This is a genomic window from Novosphingobium sp. (assembly GCF_027486195.1).
GTDB lineage: Bacteria > Pseudomonadota > Alphaproteobacteria > Sphingomonadales > Sphingomonadaceae > Novosphingobium.
This window is the reverse complement of record NZ_JAIXPP010000118.1, coordinates 36,270-56,540: the sequence shown is the minus strand read 5'-3', so window position 1 is coordinate 56,540 and position 20,271 is coordinate 36,270. Positions and strand designations below refer to the sequence as shown.

Annotated in this window: 14 protein-coding genes; all 14 read left to right on the top strand. The window is 67.8% G+C overall.

Annotated features, from left to right (window positions below):
• The first annotated feature begins 16 nt into the window (after nucleotides 1-16).
• Genes Q0071_RS20220 through Q0071_RS20155 form a run of 14 tightly spaced genes read left to right on the top strand, consistent with a single transcriptional unit; the run spans nucleotide 17 to nucleotide 20,270 of the window.
• On the top strand, nucleotides 17-517 hold the full coding sequence (locus tag Q0071_RS20220; RefSeq protein ID WP_298174010.1) for a phage tail protein: 501 nt from the start codon (nucleotides 17-19) through the stop codon (nucleotides 515-517).
• Entirely contained in the window at nucleotides 514-1,278 is a 765-nt protein-coding gene (locus Q0071_RS20215; RefSeq protein ID WP_298174007.1) for a hypothetical protein, read from the top strand. Before Q0071_RS20220 ends, Q0071_RS20215 begins: the two co-directional genes overlap by 4 nt.
• Entirely contained in the window at nucleotides 1,275-2,066 is a 792-nt protein-coding gene (locus tag Q0071_RS20210) for a hypothetical protein (RefSeq protein WP_298174006.1), read from the top strand. The genes Q0071_RS20215 and Q0071_RS20210 overlap by 4 nt, the downstream gene beginning before the upstream one ends.
• 5 nt (nucleotides 2,067-2,071) lie before the next feature.
• Nucleotides 2,072-3,367 carry a Pvc16 family protein gene (locus tag Q0071_RS20205; protein ID WP_298174004.1) on the top strand — a complete coding sequence of 432 codons (1,296 nt, stop codon included), beginning with the start codon at nucleotides 2,072-2,074 and terminating at the stop codon, nucleotides 3,365-3,367.
• Nucleotides 3,364-5,250, top strand: a complete 1,887-nt coding sequence (locus Q0071_RS20200) for an ATP-binding protein (protein WP_298174002.1) — start codon at nucleotides 3,364-3,366, stop codon at nucleotides 5,248-5,250. The genes Q0071_RS20205 and Q0071_RS20200 overlap by 4 nt, the downstream gene beginning before the upstream one ends.
• Complete coding sequence (locus Q0071_RS20195; RefSeq protein WP_298174000.1) at nucleotides 5,247-12,005, top strand: DUF4157 domain-containing protein; 6,759 nt, start codon at nucleotides 5,247-5,249, stop codon at nucleotides 12,003-12,005. Before Q0071_RS20200 ends, Q0071_RS20195 begins: the two co-directional genes overlap by 4 nt.
• A 4-nt stretch (nucleotides 12,006-12,009) precedes the next feature.
• On the top strand, nucleotides 12,010-12,801 hold the full coding sequence (locus Q0071_RS20190; protein ID WP_298173998.1) for a hypothetical protein: 792 nt from the start codon (nucleotides 12,010-12,012) through the stop codon (nucleotides 12,799-12,801).
• A 17-nt stretch (nucleotides 12,802-12,818) separates the two neighbouring features.
• Nucleotides 12,819-13,097 (top strand): hypothetical protein, encoded by a 279-nt coding sequence (locus Q0071_RS20185; RefSeq protein WP_298173996.1) that lies wholly within the window; start codon nucleotides 12,819-12,821, stop codon nucleotides 13,095-13,097.
• 13 nt (nucleotides 13,098-13,110) lie between these two features.
• Nucleotides 13,111-14,175: a contractile injection system protein, VgrG/Pvc8 family gene (locus Q0071_RS20180; RefSeq protein WP_298173993.1), complete on the top strand. Its 1,065-nt coding sequence runs from the start codon at nucleotides 13,111-13,113 to the stop codon at nucleotides 14,173-14,175.
• 3 nt (nucleotides 14,176-14,178) lie between these two features.
• Nucleotides 14,179-14,742, top strand: coding sequence for a phage baseplate assembly protein V (locus tag Q0071_RS20175; RefSeq protein ID WP_298173991.1), 564 nt, complete (start codon nucleotides 14,179-14,181; stop codon nucleotides 14,740-14,742).
• A 12-nt stretch (nucleotides 14,743-14,754) separates the two neighbouring features.
• On the top strand, nucleotides 14,755-15,096 hold the full coding sequence (locus Q0071_RS20170; RefSeq protein WP_298173989.1) for a hypothetical protein: 342 nt from the start codon (nucleotides 14,755-14,757) through the stop codon (nucleotides 15,094-15,096).
• A 13-nt stretch (nucleotides 15,097-15,109) separates the two neighbouring features.
• Nucleotides 15,110-15,490 (top strand): GPW/gp25 family protein, encoded by a 381-nt coding sequence (locus Q0071_RS20165; protein WP_298173987.1) that lies wholly within the window; start codon nucleotides 15,110-15,112, stop codon nucleotides 15,488-15,490.
• Nucleotides 15,487-17,934, top strand: a complete 2,448-nt coding sequence (locus tag Q0071_RS20160) for a baseplate J/gp47 family protein (protein ID WP_298173985.1) — start codon at nucleotides 15,487-15,489, stop codon at nucleotides 17,932-17,934. Before Q0071_RS20165 ends, Q0071_RS20160 begins: the two co-directional genes overlap by 4 nt.
• Nucleotides 17,934-20,270, top strand: coding sequence for a hypothetical protein (locus tag Q0071_RS20155; protein WP_298173983.1), 2,337 nt, complete (start codon nucleotides 17,934-17,936; stop codon nucleotides 20,268-20,270). The genes Q0071_RS20160 and Q0071_RS20155 overlap by 1 nt, the downstream gene beginning before the upstream one ends.
• Nucleotide 20,271: the final 1 nt, after the last annotated feature.

The window sequence follows — 20,271 nt, the reverse complement described above, 5'->3', positions numbered from 1 at the left end:
CCGAAAGGGTCTTTCAATGGTCCAGTTTCCCGTAAATACCCACCGGTTCGATCCCTACAAGAACATGAAATTCCGTGTGAAATGGGATGGCCGCTATGTCGCGGGGGTATCGAAGGTCTCCGCGCTCAAGCGCAGCACCGAGATCGTGTCCCACCGCGAAGGCGGCGATGCCAGCACCTCGCGCCATTCGCCCTCGGTCTGGAAATTCGAGCCGATCACACTAGAGCGCGGAGTCACCCACGATCTCGAATTCGAGGACTGGGCGAACAAGGTCTACACGGTCGAAGGCGGCATCGTTCAGACGCTCAAGGGCTTTCGCAAGGATATCCTCATCGAACTGCTCAACGAGCAGGGGGTGATCGCCAAGACCTACAAGGTCTTCCGCTGCTGGGTTTCCGAGTATCAGGCCCTGCCCGAGCTCGATGCCAACGGGCATGCCGTGGCGTTCGAACACATCGTCATCCAGAACGAAGGCTGGGTGCGCGATCTCGATGTTGCCGAACCTGCCGAGACATGACCGTGGGCGCGCTCGCGTGGGCCGAGCGCGTGATCCCACGCGCCAGCTTTCCGGAATCGCAAACTCTTCACCTGCGTGAGCCGACCGGCCACGACGAACTCTCGCTCGATGGCATCGACACGCGCGCGGCAGCCCGGCTGCTTGCCCGGCTGGCCGATCCGCCGGGTGCCGTTGCCGCGCTTTCAGCCAGCGACCGCGACAGGCTGCTGGCGGTGCTGCACCGGGGGCTGTGGGGTGATCGCATCGTCTCTTCGCTCGAATGCCCCGCTTGCGCGGCGCCCTACGATCTCTCGTTCACGCTCTCCGAACTGCAGCAACAGATCGAAAGCAACCGCGCGCCCGGCACCGTGATCGCCCTGCGTACGGTTCAGGATAGGACTGGTGCGGTCATCCACCTGCCGGATGCGGAGGAGGAGGATGCCGCGGCGCTGGGCGGGCATCAGGCCGGTCTGGCGCTGCTCGCCGCCGCCATGCTTGGCGATCACGGCGATGGCCTCACCGATCTCGACGAACGGCTCGATGCATTGGCGCCGCTGCTCGATGTCGATCTCGAGGCCCCTTGCGCCGAGTGCGGCCATCCGGCGCTGGCGCGGTTCGATATCCAGACTTTCACCCTCCAGCGCCTGCTGGACGAACGCGAGGCGGTTCTCGGCGAGGTGCACGAGCTTGCCAGCGGCTACCACTGGGGGCTTTCCGAAATCCTTGGCCTGCCGCGCGGCGTGCGGCGCGCCTTTGCGCTCCGGCTGGGGGGCGGCGCATGAACTACCGCGAGCGCCTGCTCAGCCGCGCGGCAGCCGTGCCGCGGTCAGGCGGCGAAGCGCTGTTCGATCCCTTTGCGCAAGTCGCCGCCTGGCTGCCTGAGGAGGCGCCGCCGGTTGCAGCCAGACCGCCAGCCGCTGTCGCCTTTCCGCTTGAGCACCGCACAGCTGTCCGGGCAGACGAGCCGATGGCGCAGTTGTCTGATCCGCCTGCATCGCCGCTCAGGCCAAGCCTGCCGGTGTCGCTTCTGCCCGAGAGCGCCACACCCCGCGCCCCGGCAGTGGCACCGGATGCGCCAGCTGCAACACAAGCCGCCGCCGCGCAATCGGTTGCCTCGCCCGATCCGCTGGCCATGGCTGATGCGTTCTTCAACCAGATCGCACCGCGCATCACGCGATCGCCCGCGCACACAGCAGGCCCGGATATGCCCACTACGCAGCCGGCGCAGGCTGGCCAGCAAGCCGCGCCTGCCAACGCCCCGACCATGCGCGTCACCCCATTGGCACCGCCCGCGCCGCCTGCCCCGCAACAGCCTGCGCGCGCGCTGGTTCCGCCAAAGCCTCCGGCAGCCCCTCTGCCGCGAGCCCCTTCCGCAGCCGCCGCGCGCCCTGCCTCGGTGGCAGAACCCAAAGCCCATCCATTAAAGGATGAAGCCGCTCGCAAGCCTGCTCCGTCGCCCATCGAGACTGCAGGCACTGCCCGCGTCGTCGCCGTCGCCTCGGCCGCCGCGCCGCGCAGCGATCTGGCCCACAGCCTCGGCATCCTGCGCTTCGGGATCGGACAAGGCTGATCGCCATGGCGCTGCTCGATCTCAGCCTCGTCACGCGCTGCTTCACCACGCTGCTCAGCGAGCGGCTGCCGGCCTTTCCCGTCTGGCCCGGATCGGCCACACTCAATGTCTCAGCCGGTCCGCCCGATGCGGTGAACGGTGCGCACGCGCTCAGCTTTTATCTCTACCATGTGCGCGAGGCTGCCCACACAGTGGCGCAGGACTGGCCCGCAAGCGGCGACAATCCGCTGCGGCTGAAGCCGATGGGGCTGACGCTGTCCTATGTGCTCACCCCGCGCTCCAACATTGCCGATGCCAACCTCAGGGCGCTCGCCGACCAGCTGATGATGGGTCTTGCGCTCAAGACCCTGCGCGACACCGCGAAGATCGACGACACGACCATCGTTGTCGGGAAAAGCGGCCCGGTGTTGGTGATGCCGACCGGCATGCGCGGCCGCCGCAACATGCTGCGCGCCACCCTGCGGCCGACCGAAGCGACCGAGGCTGCGCAGTATTGGCAGGCGGGCACGGGTCCGGTGCGCCTTGCCGCCTACTACGAAGTCGCCGCCACCCTGCTCGAGCCTGAGGAAACCACGACCCGCAGCAGCCGCGTGCTCATGGTCGGCGTCCACACCTTCGTACGCGGCGAACCGCGCATCGATGCGGTGACCAACACGCTCGAATTCACGCCCCCGGGTGAGACGGAGGCGCGGCGGATCGACATGTCGCCGGCGTCGGTGCCCTATGGCGGACGGCTTGCGATCTCTGGTGCCGATCTCAAGGGCGACAGCACGGCGCTGCTGCTCACGCACCGCGGCTGGAGCGATCCGGTGGCCGTCGATGCCGCGTGGAAACTGGCAACCGATGGTTCGGTGCTGAGCGTGGATGTCCAGCCCACCGCGAGCGGCACTGCGGTGCTGCCGGGGATCTATGGCGCGATGGTCCGCACCACGGCGCGCAAAACCCTGCCCGATGGATCGCAGCGCGATTTCGATGCGGTCTCGAACCAGATCGGCTTCGCGATCGCACCCGCCATCCTGTCCGTGACGGGCGGCACAGTGCGGACGATCAAGGTCGACCGGTTCCAGCCGCACCTGCTGGCAGACGGCGACCTCATGGTCTTTGCCGGCGCCGAACGGCTGACCCGCAGCGCGACTTCACCGCCAGGGCCCGGGCAGTTCCACACGCCCTCCTCGCCCGCCGCCGCGACGACGACCCTGCGCTTTCGCTTTCCCGCCAGCGCTGTGCCCGGCAGTGTCCTGCCGATCCGGCTCATCGTCCGTTCGGCCGAATCCGGCCCCTGGTGGGAGACCGTGCCATGACGGTCCGGCCAGTCGGCGATGCTGAAGCAAACGCGGTCGATCCCGTGGGCGAGCGCCTTCATGAGCAGGACCGGGTGCTTGCCGCGCTCGATGGGGCGTCTGTCCCGCAGCCTCTGCCGGAGGGACGGCTGAACCGGCTGGCAGACCTCTTCGTGCTCGATCCGCTGGAGCGCGATATCCTCGCCGTGCTCTGGACCGCCGCCTGCGACCCCGCACTGCGGGCCGCGCTGGTGGCGCGCGAGGCATCGTCGGGGCACGTCACCGTCCTCCTCGTCAGCAGCCTGTTCGGCCACCCGCTGAGGCCGCGCCTGCCAAGCGGCTCGCCCTTGCTGCTGTGGCGGCTGGTGCAGGAACATCCGCTGGTCGATGGCGGCGCGGCGCTTTCGCTGGACCCCGCCATTCTCGCGTGGCTCGGCGGCGATCATGAGCTCGACCGGGCGCTCGCCGGGCGGGCGCAGATCCTTCCGCTCGGGCCGGAACTTGCCGAGTGGCCGCTCGATACCATCGCGAGCAACCTGCGCGCGGGCCTCCACGCGGGGCGGCGCACGCGCATCCGCCTCGTCACCGAAGACCGGCTGGCAGCGCGCTGGTTTGCCGCCGCGCTCGGCCGGCGGATCGGTTTGCCGGTGCTTGCCGTCGATGCCGGCGCTCTTGCCGCAGCAGACGAAGCCGCCGTGCGCCTGCACCGGCAGGCCTTCCTCGATGGCTGCGTCCCGTTCTTCGCCGCCACCGATGCGGACCTCGCCGCGCCCTCCGGCGTTGCCTGCTATCCGGTGCAGATCGTTCATGGCGGCGGCTCGCCGCTCCCCGCCGATCCGGATTTCGATGATCGCGATGTGGTTCCCGCCGCACCCGGCCCGGCCGAGCGCGAAAGGCTGTGGCGCATGCTGCTGCCGCAAAGCGCGAAGTGGCCTGCGGAAAAACTTGCCGATCTGGCGCTGTGCCACGATGCGTCGATCGGGCAGATCGCCAGTGTGGCCGCCACCCGCCCGGTCAGCGCCGCCGCCGCCAGTCTCGCCCTGCGCGACCATCTGCGCGGGGAATGCGGCCCGCTGACGCGGCGCATTGATGCCGCCTTCAGCTGGGACGATCTCGTGCTGCGCGATGCGACCCGCGCCCGGCTCGAGGAAGTGACCTTTGAAGCGCGCGAACGGCTGCGGCTCTGGGCCGAACCGGCAGCGGCGCGGCTGTTTCCCTATGGCCGCGGCCTCGTGGCCCTGTTTGCGGGGCCTCCCGGCACCGGCAAGACAATGGCCGCCAACGTGATTGCCGCCGATCTCGGGCTCGATCTGCTCGCGGTCGATCTCTCTGCGGTCGTCAGCAAATGGGTGGGCGAGACCGCGCAGCACCTCCAGCAGCTCCTCGGCTCGCGCGCTGCGCAGCGTTCAGTGCTGTTCTTCGACGAGGCCGACGCGCTCTATGCCAAGCGAGTCGAAGACGTGCACAACGCCAACGATCGCTTCGCCAATTACGACAGCAGCGTGCTGATGACCGCGCTGGAGGCCTATCCCGGCATCGTCATTCTGGCGACCAACCTCAAGGCCAACATCGACAGCGCCTTCTTGCGCCGTATCCGCCACATCGTCGATTTCCACGCGCCGGATGCGCCAGCGCGTGCGGAAATCTGGCGCAAGGCGATTGCCGCGCTGTTTCCGCGCGCGCAGGCCCGCAAGCTCGATCCGCAACTTGCTCGCGTGGCCGAGATCGAGGCGAGCGGGGCGCTGATCAAGAATGCCGCGCTTTCGGCGGCCTTCAGCGCGCGGCGCACAGGCTCGCCGCCCACGGCACGCCTGCTCGGCGAAATGCTGGCGCGCGAACTTGGCAAGGAAGGGGTCAGCCTCTCGGACCGCGATCTTGCCGCGGCGCTGGGTGAGCCGGGATGACCGCGCCTGCCCGCTCCCCGCGCCGCACCAGCGGCCACGGCGCGCCGCCACGACCAGCCTTGGCGCTGCGCCATCGCACCGCGCACGAGCGGCAGGCCGACCAGCGCGGTGCGGGCTATGCGCGCGGCGAAGGCGGTCTTTCGCGCGGGCTGTCTGCGGCTCCGGCTGCTAGCTTCACCGCGCCCGGAAGCGTGGGCGCGCCGCTTGAGCCCGCCTTGCTCGGCTCGCTGGAAGCCGCCTTTGCAGCGGACCTGCGGGCCGTGCGCATCCACCGCGATGCCGCCGCCGGGTCTGCGGTTTCCGCGCTCGGCGCCAGCGCCTTTGCCAGCGGAACGGCGATCTACTTCGCACCCGGCCGCTTCGATCCGGGCGCCCCTGCCGGACGCGCGCTGATCGGCCACGAGATCACCCATGTGCTGCAGCAGACCGGGCGGCGCGATGCGCGCGGTCTACTGGCGGCACAGCCTCTCTTCGGCAGCGGGCCGGTCCAGTGCGCGCCGGGGCCTGCGAATGCGGCGGACGAGGCGCTCAACGACGAAGTGCGCAGCAAGGCGGCCAAGCTGGCCGGCGGGATCGATATCGGCACCCGCTTTGCCAAGCTCGAACTGCTGAGCGCGGCGACCGGCACGGCCAGCGGCATTGCCGTGCTCGACCGCCATCTCGCGACCGAACCTGATGCCGCGATGAAGGAAGATATCGCCGCAATCCGCGCGGCCATCGATGGGCAGGACAGCGATGCCGCCCTCGCCGCCCTGCGCGAACGCGCAAAGCTTGCCGACCGAGCCGCATTCGGCGCGCTTTACCGCGATTGCTTCAAGGCGCTCGGCGCCAATTCAGATGCCGCCGCAATGGCTGGCGACAAGCCCCCCACAGTCACAGCGTTCGGCAGCTGGTCGTTTTACGATGCGACGCGCCCGGCCAATGCTTCGTGGGTCATCGCCGAACTGACCAGGCACCCCGTGGCGAAGAAATACTACCCCGCCGCTGTCGTCGCGGTGGCGCGAAACGATTTCTACGGGCTCGGCCGCGTCGGCCAGAACCTCGATCCGGCCGGCAAGTTCGACGAGACAATCGGTGCCGCCATCGCCGAGGCACTGCTCTACAACCCGCTCATGCCGCACGAGCGCACCGCTGTCGCGCTCCGGGCGCTCGCGGCGTTCGATACCGTGCGTCTCCAGACATTCGGCGCCATCGAAACGCTGCTCAAAGGCTCAAAGGATCCGCTCGAACGGTTCAAGCTCAAGCGCCGGGTCATGGAGATCTATGCGGACAAGGACGGCCTCGCCAACCTCGCCCGCAATGCGAAAGTCGAGCCCGAAGTCATCGCCATCGCTGCCGATGCCGGGGCGCGCATCGCCCCGATTGCGGCGCGCTCGGCCGAGGCATGGCGGCGGATCGAAGCCGCGACCGCGGCTTCGGACACTCCGCAGCCCGGAGCCGCCGAGGAACAGGTGATCATGGCGGACGCCCTGCGCAAGGCGATCCGCGCGCGCGTCGGGTCGATCAAGGGGCTCGCGAAAGTCGAACCCGGGCTGATGGCAGCGCTGGGAATTGCGGCCCGGCTCGAAAACGGCGGCCTGCCCTCCGGCACGGCGCTGGCGCGCAACCGCAAGGCTGCCGCCGCCGCCGTTGCGCAGGTGACCTTCGCCATAGACGGCGCTTTCGCTGCGCGGGAAAAGTCGCTCGACCTGCGCGAGCTACCCGCGATTGATCCCCAGAGCGCCGATCCGGCCCGCGACGTGGCTGCAGCTGTCACCGACGACATGGTCTACGGCATCCTGCTGCTCAGCCTCTACCGGCTGGAAAGCCGCTTGCTGCAGGCAGCAAAAACGCCCGAAACGGCCGCAGACGAGACCGCGCGGATCCGCCAGCAGGATGAGGCGGCGCTCGGCTATCGCCGCACGCTTGAGCTGTTTTTCGATACGGCCAGCCTGTTCTGGTATGATCGCCTCACCAAGGCGATCTTTGCCGATTATCTGGCCGAACAGGCCGGCGTCACGCGCAGCTATGTCGCGCTGCTGGAGCCGTTCAAGCCCGTGCCGGCCACGCTGGCGGAATTCGCGAAGGACTTCCCGCCCGGCGAGATCAAGGGCTTCCCGGTGTCCGGCGCGGCGATGATCGAGCTTGTCTACTCGGCCTACTACGGCACTCTGCTCACCCAGCTGCAGGCGGCACTGAAGGATCAGGCGGGCGTCAACACGGTGCTGCCCGATGGTTCGATCCGCCACACGCCTGTCGTCAATATCGCGCTGGGCGCGACGGAAGATCTCTTCAAGGTCCCGGCCCGCTATCGGGTGCCCAAGGAATCGACGATCCTCTTCGTGCGGCCCGGCGAGGACCGCAAGCGCGTGCCCGAACTGCTGGTGCGCAAACAGGGGAAGGCGCCCGAACGCGACCATCCGGTGGTCGAGGCATTGACCAGCACACTCAAACCCGACGAACTCTATGTCGCGCCGCTTCTCTACGAAGCCCATCTCGATGGGTACACAGGATGGGTCATCGGCGGACTTGGCGATCTGGCCGAGACCCTCGCCAATCTACCCGGCGTGCCCGATCTGGTCACCGACAAGGGCACCGTGCTCGGCTGGCCAGACAGCTTCGAGGGCGGCCCCAGATTATGGCTGATCGCGCTCGCCAGGCTGACATCCGACCGCACCGCCGCGAATGCCGCCGTCCTCAGCCAGATGCGCAGCGATCTGGCCTCGCTTGCCGGGCCGCTGCGCCGGGCGACCAATATCGAGCGCCGCTACGTCGGGCCGCTGATCGCCGCGCAATGGGAGCGAGTGCAAAAATCCCTGCTCAAGGACCCGAACGCCTTCTTCGACGCTCCGCGCCGCGCGCTGGAGCTGACGCAGATCTTCGCCGGCAACGTCCAGCCTTCGACCAGTGCCGAACAGAAGCTGCAGATGACCGCGTTGATGCTCGAACTCGCGCCGGTGCTCACGCGCAAACTCGGCTCCTCGACCGTGATCGGCGAAAGCATCCGCATCGCGGGCACCGACCGGTTCGACATCATCATGCCGCTCCATCGCCATATCGATGGTGCCGCCGCCTTCGCCGGTAACCCCGCCAACGCGCAGCTCCTCGAAAAGCTGGAATTGACTTTCCCGGCCGAGGACCTCGACCGCCGCGTCCGCATCCTGCGCACGCTGGCGGGCGAATTTGCCGCGACGGTCAAGGAGCATCAGGCCGATTCCGTCGTCGTTCAGGGGCTCAAGAGCGAGAACGTTCTGCGCATCGCCGGTCGCGGCTTCGTGCTCAAGGGCTCCGATGGTTCGCCCGACGGGGCCGGCGAATCCTTCGATGCCGGCAACGCGGTCTACCAGCTGATCACGGTGCACGAGACCTTCACTTACGAACCGGAAATGCTGGGGGTGCCCTCGGTCGTCGAATGGGAGCGCGAGGCAATCGGCACGCGCAACCTCACCATCAACGGCAAGGCCAACAAACCCGGCGACCCGCGCGTGCATCTGGTGACGATCATGCGCACCGACAACCGCACCGGCAAGACCGAGCAGAAGGAGATCTGGTCCGACGATACGCAGCTGCTGTCCGAACTCGGCTACGCGCTCGATCTGCATATCACCCTGCGCAATCTCGAGATCCTCGGCGAAGTCCTGACCGAGGGCGCCAGCATGCTGACGCTGGCCATCCAGATCGCATTTGCCGAAGTACCGGGCGTTTCCGAAGCCCTTGCCGCCGCCGAGATCACCGGATCGATCCTGCAATTCTGGGGCAGCGGCGAATATGCGATGATCAAGTCGGTCCTCAACGGCGATGTCGGCCCGCTGTTCGAGAAGCTGGCCGGCCAGATCAGCCAGGACCTCTCGCGCGAAGTGCTCTGGGGCTGGCTGGTGCTGGGCGACCCGACGCCGCCGACCTTTGCTGCGATCGAGGGGGCGATGGCCCTCGCCGGCCGGATGGGCGTGCTCAAGGGCAAGGCCAATTCGGGCGACGAGGCCAAGGACAGCTCGATCAAGCGGGTCGTCGAAGGCCTCCTCGGCGGCGGGAGCAAGCTCGTCCATGGGGCCGAGACGATGCACCAGTACACCAGCTTTGCGATGCACAAGGTGGAGCTGGGCATTCAGGGCTCACCCTGGGCCGCGCTGATCATGCGCGTGATCGCGCGCAACCTCTACCGGCTCGAAGGCGTCTCGCTGAAGGAATTCGGCATCGACAAGGCCGCCGATGCGCTGGAGGAATTCAAGGCGGTCTACCAGCGCTTCGACGGCATCATCGAGGGGCTGGCGAACTTCGAGCTGCCGAGCGAACTGGTGCCGCTCGAGGCGATCATCGAGATGGTCCTCAATTTCGTCATCGACCACCTGCCGCTCAAGTACCGCAAGCCGATCCAGCTCGTTCGCAGCGTCGTCAACGCGACGCCGATGCGCAAGGTCTATGACGAACTGTTCAAGACCGTTGCCGACGAGATGCGCAAGGCCAGCATCGATCCCAACATTCTCTGGCGCGACTACGTCAAGGCCTCGCTCGATCCCTATCTCAAGCTCGCGGGGCAGGAAATCACCGACGAATGGCACGACCTGCTGATCCGCGTGCCGTTCCTGAAATCGATCCCCAAGCTGACCGTTCCCGATCTGGCGACATCGTTCGTGACCGGCGACGTTGCGCCCAAGCTTGCGGACGGGGCGGCCATGCCGCCTGCACCGCCGCAGCTTCCCGCCGGCCGCGGCGCGGCCCTGGGCGCGGGCGATCGCGCGGCGGCGCAGCGCGGCTATGGCCACGATTTCGCGCATGTGCGGGTGCATCAGGGCGGCGCGGTCGATAGCAGCCTCAGGGCATCGGGGGCGCGCGCGGCGACCAGCGGCAGCCATGTCTATCTCGATAGCGCAGTGACGACCGGCGGCGGCGGCGGGCGCGATGTGCTCCATCACGAACTCGCGCACGTGCTGCAGCAGACCGGGCCGCGCCCGCTCGGCACGCGCCATTCGGCACAGCCGGTCTCCGGCAGTGCCGGCTCCGGCCCGGCGCGCTGGCGGGTCGATCGCGGGGCCGAACGCCAGGCCGATCGCCTTGCGCAAGCGTCGCGCGATCCGGCCCCGGCGCCGCGCCCGGTCAGCCACGGCGCGGGCATCGCGCCAAGCCTCACCGATATTGCCGAGAAGTTCTTCCTGAAGCTGGGCGATTCCACCTCGCTGGAGGAAAACGCGGCCACGCTGAAAAAGACGCCCCCACGCGCTGCCGACGTCAACAAGGCCGCGCCGGGGCTGCGCGCGACATTGTCCGAAAAGCTGACCGAAGCGCTCGGCCCCAAGGGCTCGGCCGGATCTCGCATTACCTTCAAGGATCCGTTTGACGCCGCCGCCGAAGCGATCCGCGAATACATTCTGACGAACCGGAAGCAGGATGTCGCCGATGGCATTCCTCACCTGCTCGGCGGCGCCTTGCAGGACGTGAAGATCAAGTCCGACGCGGGCACGGCAAAGGCCAAGACCGAAACCGCGCCGATCCTCAACGTCGGCCGGCTCGAAACCCTGCTCGAAGAGTTCTTCTTCGGCGTCACCGGCGTTTCGGTCGATATCGAGTTCAACACCACCAAGCAGCCCGGGCCCGACGGCAGGAAGCGCGACACGATCACGCTCGACGATCCGTTCAAGACCTTTGCGGTCACCTACCTCCACCTGCCGATGATCGGCGGCACCGCCAAGCTGTGGGATGACGTGATCGACGCGACTTTCCCCAAGGCCGGTGCGAAGCGGGCGATCTATCAGGCCAAGACGCGGCTGGCATTGCAGGGCCTGCAGCCGGGGCCGGGTATCTTCACCACCACGAGCGGCAAGAAAGGCAAGGCGCTGACGCTTGGCAGCAAAGCAAAGACGCTCGCCGAGGCCTATGTCAATCCGCCGCCGACGCGCGATCTGCCGGGCGATGCCGTGCCAACATGGGCCGAATACACCGATACCAAGCCCGGCAAGCGCACGGTTCACGGCGGCAAGGACTATGGCCAGATCGGGCTGCGGCTCGGCACGTATGGCCAGAAGGACAATCCGGACCAGCAGAAGGGCACCGATCGGGCCTCGCACCACACCGTGCAGTATCTGCTCATCGAATATCTGGTGAACACCAAGGACCGGCATCAGCCTTTCCCGCATTCGCTCGGGCTCTATCCCAACATCAAGGCCGCCTCGGACGGACGGGTCGCGACCATCGGCAATGCGCCGGGGGCCACCGACGGGATCCGGGTGGCCGCGAACGACAGCGGCGACCGCGGGCCGAACATGCCCACGATCCTGCTTTCCGTGCACGCCCACACGCTCGGCAACGTCCACGTTTCGGTGGAGCCAGACGACCTGCCGAACGCAGGGCCGTCGCAGGGCGCGGCGATCCACGGCAAGTTCCGCACCTTCCTCGGCGATCATGCCGCCGCCGTTGCCGACAAGAACGGCCTGCAGGCCCTCGCCGCCCAGCGCGCGGGCAAGACCTTCGCCAAGGGTGATCTGCCCAAGGTCAAGGGCAAGCCGGTGACCGATGCCGAGCTCAGCACCGCGATCTTCACTGCCGCGTGCAAGTCCTACACCTGGATGCAGGATCACATGAACACCAAGCTCAAGACCGCGCTCGATAAGCACGAGATCGATTATTACAACTCGCTGGTGAATGCCTCGGGCAAGAAGACCGGCGCCACCGTGCCGCCGGCCTACAAGCCCGAGTCCGTCAGCTCGGATGTCTTGAAAGAAGTCAAGAAAGCGCAAGTCGCCGCGTTCGAATCCGCCGCATTCGGCTTCGAAAGGCGGTGATGCGATGACCTATCCGAACGGCCCGCTGCTGCTCAAGGGAGCCCTGATCTACTTCGGCGCACCGATGCTGGTGCCGCTGCCCAACATCATCATGTTCCAGTACAATCCTGAAACGCTGACGCGCTCGCTCACCCCGTGGCAGCCCCCGGCCAAGCGGGTCTACGAAGAGCGCAAGGACGGCGTTCTCACCAACGAGGCCGAGGTCAAGGCCTACCGCGACAGCCAGATCGCGCTTTCGCAGCCCTACGACCCGCAGGAGACCTTCTCGCTGGTCCTTGAGGTCGATGCGACCGACGCGCTGGAGACGCCCGAGAGCCATCCCGTGGCCTTGCTGGCAGGGGTCGCGGACCGGCTCGCGGCGATCGAGATGCTGATGTACCCGCCCGGCGACAGCCTGCTCGGCAATCTGCTCGGCTCGGTCAGCGTCTCGATCGGCGCGGGCGGGATCGAAGTGGGCGGCGGTGCCAGTCTCGAGCCCGCGCTCGAACGCCGCGACGCGCCGATCGTGCTGTTCTTCTGGGGGCCCGGGCGCATCGTACCGGTGCGGATCAAGTCGCTATCGATCGACGAGCAGGCGTTCTCGCCGACGCTCTACCCGATCCGCGCGAAGGCGACGATCGGCGTGCAGGTGCTGACCGAGGACGATCTGGTGCAGGTCACCGGCGATCCGGCAACCGGCGCCGCCGCCGCGCTGGCAGTCGCCTGCTACAAGTTCACGCGTGGCCAGAAGGAAGTCCTCGCCACCGCGAACCTCGCCAATGCCGTCGAATCCATCGTCGGCATGTTGCCACTCTAACAGGCCGGAGCGCGATCATGACCCTGTTCGATCCCAAGAGCCGCTATGCCGATCTGCCCACGGTGCTCACCACCGATGCGCGCGGCCGAACGGTCGAAGCCGTGCCCCCCGCCCCGCCCCCCGCGCAGGCGCTGCGCGGGCGGCACCTCAGGCGGCAGGGCGAGCGGCCCGATCATCTCGCCGCGCTCTACCTGAGCGACCCGGCCGGCTTCTGGCGGCTTGGCGAGATCAACGACACGATGACGGCCGAGGCCCTGAGCGAGCTTCGCGAAGTCAAGATTCCGGTCAAGCGGTAGGAGTGATGCGCGCGTGGCACTCGGATGCGAAGTACTGCCCGGCGGCACCAGCGATCCCGGCTTCGTCCAGCCGGATCGGGTCGAAGTCGTGGAAGCAGTCGGCGCGAGCACGACATTCGTCCTGTCCTACGACATCGCGATTGAAGACGGCGATCTGCAACTTGTCAGCGAGGACCGGCTGGGGCCGGAGGCCGAGCTTGCCGTGCGCGTCGTCGATGGCGGCACCACCGCGATCCTGGTGCGCGGCCCGGTGACCCGCCAGCGCCTCTCGGTTGTTACCGGCGGCGATGGGTCGACGCTCGATGTCGTTGGCGGCGATGCCACCATCGCGATGGCGCGCGAGGTGACCGTCAAGGTCTGGCCTTCGACCACCGATGACGGCGCGATCCTGGAACTGCTGGGCAAGGCCGGCATCGCGCCGGATCGCATCGTGCTCCCGACCAGCGTGGTACACGACGAGACCAAAAACGCGCTCGTCCAGCGCGAATCCGATCTGCACCTGCTGCGCCGCCTCGCCCGCCGCAACGGCTGCTGGTTCTGGATCACCTACGATCCGAAGACCACGCTCGCATCTGCAAATGTCGTCCGCCCGCCGGTCGATCAGGCCCCGGCGGTGGTGTTCAACCTGGCGGGCAGCGAGCGCAACATCGACGATGCCGTGATCGAGTGGGATGCCGAGCGCGTCGTCGCCACCGATGCTGCGGGCCGCGATATCTTCGCCGCCGCCGACATGGACGGCAGCGTCGATCGCTCGCCGCTCGCGCCGATGGCGGCAAAGGCGCTTGCGGATATCGTCACCAGCCCGCGCCGCGCCCGGCTGACCCATCCGGTGGACGATGCCGGCGATCTCATCGCCCGCAGCGAAGCCGCGCTGATCGAGGAAGGCTGGTTCGTGACTGCCACGCTGGCGGTGCGCGAACGGCGGCTCAAAAAGGTCGTGCGGGCCCACACCGTCGCCGAGCTGCACGGTGCCGGCAAACGGCATTCAGGCAAATACCTCGTCGCCCGCGTTGCCCATTCCATCGATGCCAACGATCACCTGATGACGGTGACGCTGGTGCGCAACGGCTGGAACTGACCCATGCTGACCGATCCCTTCATCGCGTTCCAGCAAGCCCACAGCGACCACGTCTGGGGCAAGTATGCCGGCATCGTGATCGACAATCAGGACCCGGAAAACTGCGGGCGTATGCAGGTATCCTGCCCTGCCGTGCTGGGGGACGCCAGCGTCTGGGCGATGCCCTGCGTGCCTTATGCGGGGCCGGGTGTCGGCATGTATTTCATTCCGCCGGTGGGGGCCGGGGTCTGGGTCGAATTTGAAGGCGGCAAGGTTTCCCGCCCGATCTGGACTGGCTGTTACTGGTCGAAGGACCAGCTGCCGCAAGCCGCCACCTCGCCCGATATCAAGCTGATCGTCACAGAGTCCGTCAGCCTCACCATCGATGACAGCTCCGGCGAAGTCGTGCTCAAGAACAACACCGAGGCGAGCACGACCTGGAGCGACAAGGTCGTGACCGAGGCTGGCCAGGCCACCCACAGCGTGGGCGCGGAAGGCGTCGTCTCGCAGTCCGCAGGAAGTGTGGGCAAGGTCGAGGTCAGCGATAGCGGCGTGTCGGTCAATTCCGGCGCGTTCAGTGTGATGTGAGGGCACCAGCGCATGGCACAACCCCTACTTACCACCGCCTCGACGCTGCAATGCCCGCACGGCGGCTCTGTCGCGGTCGCCTCCGCCAACACCCGCGCCAAGGCCGGGGCGCCGCTCGCGCTGGCGAGCGACGTGTTCACCATTGCCGGCTGCCCGTTCCAGATCCCGGTCGGTGTGGGCACCGTGCCGCATCCGTGCCTCACGGTGCAGTGGATCACGGTCAACCTCCGCACCACCGTCGGCGGCCAACCAACCCTTGCGCAGGACAGCGTCGGCCTCTGCCTTGCCGGCGATCAGGTGCCGCAGGGGCCGGTTTCTGTCGTCGCCGTCCAGCCACGCGCGAGCGGATCATGAGGAGGAACGCCTGATGGCAGAGCCGCCGTTCACCAGTCTGCATTATCCGCTGGCAGTCGATCCCGCGCGCGGGCGGCTCGCGCAGGAGCAGAGCTTCGATGCGCATGTCGAACAGCTCGTCATGCAGGTGCTGCTCACCGCGCCGGGCGAGCGGATCAACCGCCCCGATTTCGGCTGCGGAGTGAAGCGCATGGTCTTTGCGCCGGGCGGCGAAGTGGCGGCAACCCTGGCGCAGGCCACGATCTACCAGGCGCTGACAAAGTGGCTGGGCGATGTGATCACCGTCACCGAAGTCACCGTCCGCGCCGATGATGCCGCGCTCCTGGTGCGCATCGGCTACGGCGTGAAAGTGCTCGGCCAGCGCCGCTATCTCAACTTGCGGGTGACGCCATGAGCATCGACCGCGCCGATCTCCTGCGTGCCTCGACCACGCTGACGGGCATCGATTTCATCGCGGTTTCACCCTCGCAGACCGTGCTGACGGTGTTCCTTCAGCATGATGTACTGCCTGCCGCAGTGGCCGCGCAACTGGCCGCGCTGCCGGTGGACGACATTCACATCGAGGCGATCGGCGCCGTCGATCCGGCGCGCGTGCCGGTGCTCCAGAGCGCCTCCCCGCTCCCGCCGCCGGTCGATGGCCGCGCCGTGCTCCAGTTCCTCACCGCCATGCCCGGCGGGTTCGGCGACTACCGCCTGCGCATCGACAGTCCGGCCCTCGACCCTTACTTCAACAACGTCCGCTTCAGCTTCAAGGCCGCCTGCGACAGCGATCTCGATTGCGAAACGGAGCCGCGCCCCTGCCCGACGGACGAGCGCATCGATTTCCCGGTCGACTACCGCGCGCGCGATTTCTGGAGCTTCCGCCGCGCGCTGACCGACTTTGCCGCGCAGCGCTACCCCGAGTGGCAGGACCGCCTCGAAGCCGATATCGGCATGATGGTGCTCGAACTGACGGCTGCGTTGGGCGACGAGTTCGCCTATGCCAACGACCGGCTCAATCGCGAAGGACGGCTCGATCAGGCCAGCCAGCGCCGTTCGCTGCGCCACCTCGCCCGGCTGGTCGACTATCCGCTCGACGACGGAGCGGGCGCATTTGCGTGGATCGACGTTCAGGCCTCGGCCGCAGGCTTTGTCGATGCGGGCACCGCGATCACCGATGCGCAGCGCCAGCTGGTGTTCGAGATCGGCCGAGGGCTCGCCGATCGCCCGATCGCATTGCCGCCCAAGGCGCCTGCGAAGTTTGCGATCGCCCCCGCGCGCAACGAAATTCCCGCCTATATCTGGGACGAGAACGACACCTGCCTCCTCGCCGGCACGACCGAACTGAGCATCACCGGCGCGCACGAGACCGAGCTGCAGCCCGATAATGCCATCGATCCGAAGGGCCGCTGGGTGCTGCTGCTGACGCGCCCGCCCTCACCCGACATCCCTGAGCGCCGGCTGGTGGTGCGGCTGAAGGACGCGCGCGACGAAGTCGATCCGCTGACCGCTGCGCCGATCACCCGGCTCGAGCTCGAAACGCCCGCGCCGTTCGATCTCGATCTCGAAACGCTGGTGCTGCGCGCCAATCTCCTGCCCGCCACCGCGGGTGCCTACCACGAGACACGCTTCCGCATCGGCCCGCCCGATGATCCAGCCGATCCCGACGCCCGCCTGCCGATGGCGGTCGAGCGGGTCGGGCCTGATAGCACCGTCTGCTATCCCGATCCGGGCAGCGCCGCCGATCTGGCGGCGAGGGTCAAGACGTTGTTTTCTCTGGCCGGATCGGACGAGACGCCCTTGGTGTGGCAAGCGGACAAGTCCGGTGTCCTCCGGCCTGAAGTGCAAGTGCTGTGCGAAGACGAGAAGGCGGAGTGGGAATGGCGGCCCAGTCTGGTCGGCGAAACCACGGCGGAGCCCGACGACCCGCTGTTCACGCTCGAAGACGGGCTCTACCGCCGCGTCGTCGGCTTCGAACGCTTCGGCAAGGTCACCGAACTGATCGACTATGCCACCGGCGAAGGCACGACCCTGCGCTTCGGTGATGGCGAATTCGGCATGTCTCCGGCAGCGGGAAGCCGCTTCACCGTCCGCTACCGCCTCGGCAACGGCAGCCGGGGCAATGTTGCGCCCGATACGCTGACCGTGCTGCCCATCGCGGTTGCCGGCGTGCTCTCGGTCAACAATCCGCTGGCCGGCACTGGCGGGCGCGATCCCGAAACCGCGCAGGCCATCCGCACCAACGCCCCGCAGGCATTCCGTGCGATCACCCACCGTGCGGTCCAACCGGACGACTATGCGCGCATCGCCGAGCGCGATCCCGCCATCCAGAAAGCAGGCGCGACAAGCCGTTGGACTGGCAGCTGGCCGACGATCTTCGTGACGCCCGATCCGCACGAAACCACCATCGTTTCAGCAGGTTTGCGCAAAAATCTCATGCTCCTGCTCAACCGCGCCCGGCAGGCAGGGCGCGAGGTCAAGCTGATGGAACCGCGCTACGCCGATTTCGATCTCGAAATCCGGCTCTGCGTTGCCGCCAATGCCTATCGCGGCGAGGTGGAGGAAGCGGCGCTCGCCGCACTGTTCGGCACGGCGGGTCAGGGCGGCGGCTTCTTCGATCCGGACAACTTCACCTTCGGCATGCCGCTCTCGCGCGCGGCGCTGATAGCCGCGCTGCACGGCGTTCCCGGCGTCCGCGGGGTTGAGGCGATGCGCGTGCGCCGCCCCGGCTATTTCGAATGGCGCAGCTTTGACGAACTCACGCTGCCAGTTGGGCTGAGCGAGCTCGTCCGCGTGACCAACAGCCGCGCGCTGCCCGAACGCGGCGCGGTGCGGCTGATCATGGAAGGGGGCGCCTGATGGCCTGCACCTGTGACACCCACGATTGCACCAGCTTGGGCAGTGCTGCAGGCCTTTCGGCGATCCCGCGCGCCATCGGCACCTTCGCGGACTGGCGGACGTCGCTGCTCGGCGCGGTCGGCCGCGAACCGCTGCTCGATGCATGGCGCGCGCGTGACCGCGCCGATTTCGGCGTCATGCTCACCGAAATGTTCGCCTACATGGGCGACGTCACCAGCTTCTACGACATGCAGACCTGCAATGCCGCTTATCTCGGCACCGCCAGCGATCCGGCGCAGGTGCGGGCGCTGATCGGTCTGCTCGGCTACAAGCCCCGCCCCGGTCTGGGCGCATCGGTCTGGCTCTCGGCGCAGGCTGACGGCGTGCGCCCCGTCACCATCCCGCAAGGCACGGCATTCCGCTCGGGCGCATTCGCAGGCAGCCCGCCGCAAGTGTTCGAGGCGCAGCAGTCCGAAACGGTCGAACCGCGCATCAACCGGCTCGCAGTCGACCGCGTTCCGGCAATCGCCCTGCCCTCACCGCTCACCGGCCTGCCCGTTGTAGCAAGCTCGCTGCGCGCGGGCAGCGGCAAGCTGGTAGTCATCGCGGCCCCCGGCGGACTGGTCGCCGCCCGCATAGCCCAAACCGCCGCGATGGCCTTGCGCATCCGCCGCGCGGTCACTTTCGTGGAGTTTGCCGCCGCGGTGACGCCGCCTACTGGCGCGACTTTTGCCAACACCCGGCTGCTGCGCGGCGGCGCGCGCTGCGGGGTTTGGAAGCACGCTGCAGTTTCGGGCGATCCGGCAGTGCTTGCGGGCGCGACGCTGGCGCTTGAGGCGCGCGTGCCGATCCAGGCCGGCGATATCGTTGCGTTCGAGGCCGGGGGCATCATCACGGCACGCCGCGTGGTCAGCGTCGGCGAGGCACAGTTCACCGTGCTGGCCGGATTGACCAGCACGCTGACCGATAGCGCCAACAAGGTGAGCACGCTCGTCAGCCCTGCCGTCAAGGCGGGCACAACCACGATCACGCTCGACAGCGCCCTCCCCTATGCAGAAGCCGATCTGCCGGGGCTGGTGGTCCACTATGCCATGGCCGATGCCGCCACGCTCCATGCGCCGCACAAGGATACGCTCGCCAGCGGCGATCCGGTCCACATGCCCGGTCTCGTCGATCCGCCGCGCATGGCGGTCACTCACCTGGCGCTCGAAGATACGCACGGCGAGGCTGTGGTCACCAGCGGCACGCTCGATGCGGCCTCGCACTCGGCCACTCTGTCCGATACGCCGGTCTGGCCGCAGCAGCTCGTCCAGCCGGTGACGCTTTATGGCAATACCTTCCTCGCCACGCGGGGCGAGAGCGTTCACGGCGAGGTGATCGGCACAGGCAACGCCGCTCTGCCGCTCCAGAGCTTCCGGCTAAAGAAGAAGCCGCTGACTTACCTTGCCGCCGCCAACGCCGCCGGGCGGGTCAGCACTTTGGTCATCCATGTCGGCGGGGTGGCGTGGCGCGAGGTCGAGAGCTTCTACGGCCAACCCGCCGACGCACAGGTCTACGTCGTGCGGCACGATGCGGATGGCGAGACCGATATCGACTTCGGCGGCGCGATGCGCTTGCCGACGGGCGCGCAAGTGATGGCCGACTATCGCTTCGGCACCGGATCGGCGGTGCCGCCCGCAGATTCGGTGAAGCAGCTTGCCCGGCCGATTGCAAAATTGCGCTCGGTGCGCAACGTCCTGCCCGCGTTCGGCGGCGCCGATGCTGAAGCCGCTGGTGAGATCCGCACGCGCGGCCCGGCCTCGGCGCTCCTCCTCGGGCGTGCGATCTCGCTCGTCGATATCGCGGCGGCTGCGGCGCAGACATCGGGCGTGCGCGCGGCCCGCGCGGTGTGGGCGTGGGACAAGACTGGCCAACGCCCGGCCGCCGTGGTGCGCTACATCGGCGATCCGCAGCTTGCCGCGCCGATCCGCGCGGCGCTGCGCGCGCTCGCGGAAAACGATGCGCCGATCACCGTGATCAGTGCCGCCGCCCAATCCGCCCGGCTCGAAGTCGATATCGCGGTCTCGCCGGACTACGTGGCCGATGCGATTGCCGATGCGGTCGGCAAGGCGCTGTTCGCCCCGGCGGGCCTCCCCGGCACCGGCGGTCTGCTGCGGCCCGAGCGGCTGGGACCGGACAGCACGCTGTTCGCCAGTGTGGTGATCAAGGCGATCATGGAAGTTCCCGGCGTCACCGCCCTGCGCGCGCTGAGCTTCGATGGAACCCCGTTTGGCGATGTCGCGCGCGTGCCCGCCGCAGGGGCCTATTTCGATTTTGCGGGCGGCGGCGTGCGCGTCAACGGCCGGCTGGCAGGATAGG

What these genes read in the sequence shown, in the direction of transcription:
- Q0071_RS20220 (WP_298174010.1), top strand. Translation starts at nt 17, where the DNA reads ATGGTCCAGTTTCCCGTAAATACCCACCGGTTCGATCCCTACAAGAAC.
- Q0071_RS20215 (WP_298174007.1), top strand. Translation starts at nt 514, where the DNA reads ATGACCGTGGGCGCGCTCGCGTGGGCCGAGCGCGTGATCCCACGCGCC.
- Q0071_RS20210 (WP_298174006.1), top strand. Translation starts at nt 1,275, where the DNA reads ATGAACTACCGCGAGCGCCTGCTCAGCCGCGCGGCAGCCGTGCCGCGG.
- Q0071_RS20205 (WP_298174004.1), top strand. Translation starts at nt 2,072, where the DNA reads ATGGCGCTGCTCGATCTCAGCCTCGTCACGCGCTGCTTCACCACGCTG.
- Q0071_RS20200 (WP_298174002.1), top strand. Translation starts at nt 3,364, where the DNA reads ATGACGGTCCGGCCAGTCGGCGATGCTGAAGCAAACGCGGTCGATCCC.
- Q0071_RS20195 (WP_298174000.1), top strand. Translation starts at nt 5,247, where the DNA reads ATGACCGCGCCTGCCCGCTCCCCGCGCCGCACCAGCGGCCACGGCGCG.
- Q0071_RS20190 (WP_298173998.1), top strand. Translation starts at nt 12,010, where the DNA reads ATGACCTATCCGAACGGCCCGCTGCTGCTCAAGGGAGCCCTGATCTAC.
- Q0071_RS20185 (WP_298173996.1), top strand. Translation starts at nt 12,819, where the DNA reads ATGACCCTGTTCGATCCCAAGAGCCGCTATGCCGATCTGCCCACGGTG.
- Q0071_RS20175 (WP_298173991.1), top strand. Translation starts at nt 14,179, where the DNA reads ATGCTGACCGATCCCTTCATCGCGTTCCAGCAAGCCCACAGCGACCAC.
- Q0071_RS20170 (WP_298173989.1), top strand. Translation starts at nt 14,755, where the DNA reads ATGGCACAACCCCTACTTACCACCGCCTCGACGCTGCAATGCCCGCAC.
- Q0071_RS20165 (WP_298173987.1), top strand. Translation starts at nt 15,110, where the DNA reads ATGGCAGAGCCGCCGTTCACCAGTCTGCATTATCCGCTGGCAGTCGAT.
- Q0071_RS20160 (WP_298173985.1), top strand. Translation starts at nt 15,487, where the DNA reads ATGAGCATCGACCGCGCCGATCTCCTGCGTGCCTCGACCACGCTGACG.
- Q0071_RS20155 (WP_298173983.1), top strand. Translation starts at nt 17,934, where the DNA reads ATGGCCTGCACCTGTGACACCCACGATTGCACCAGCTTGGGCAGTGCT.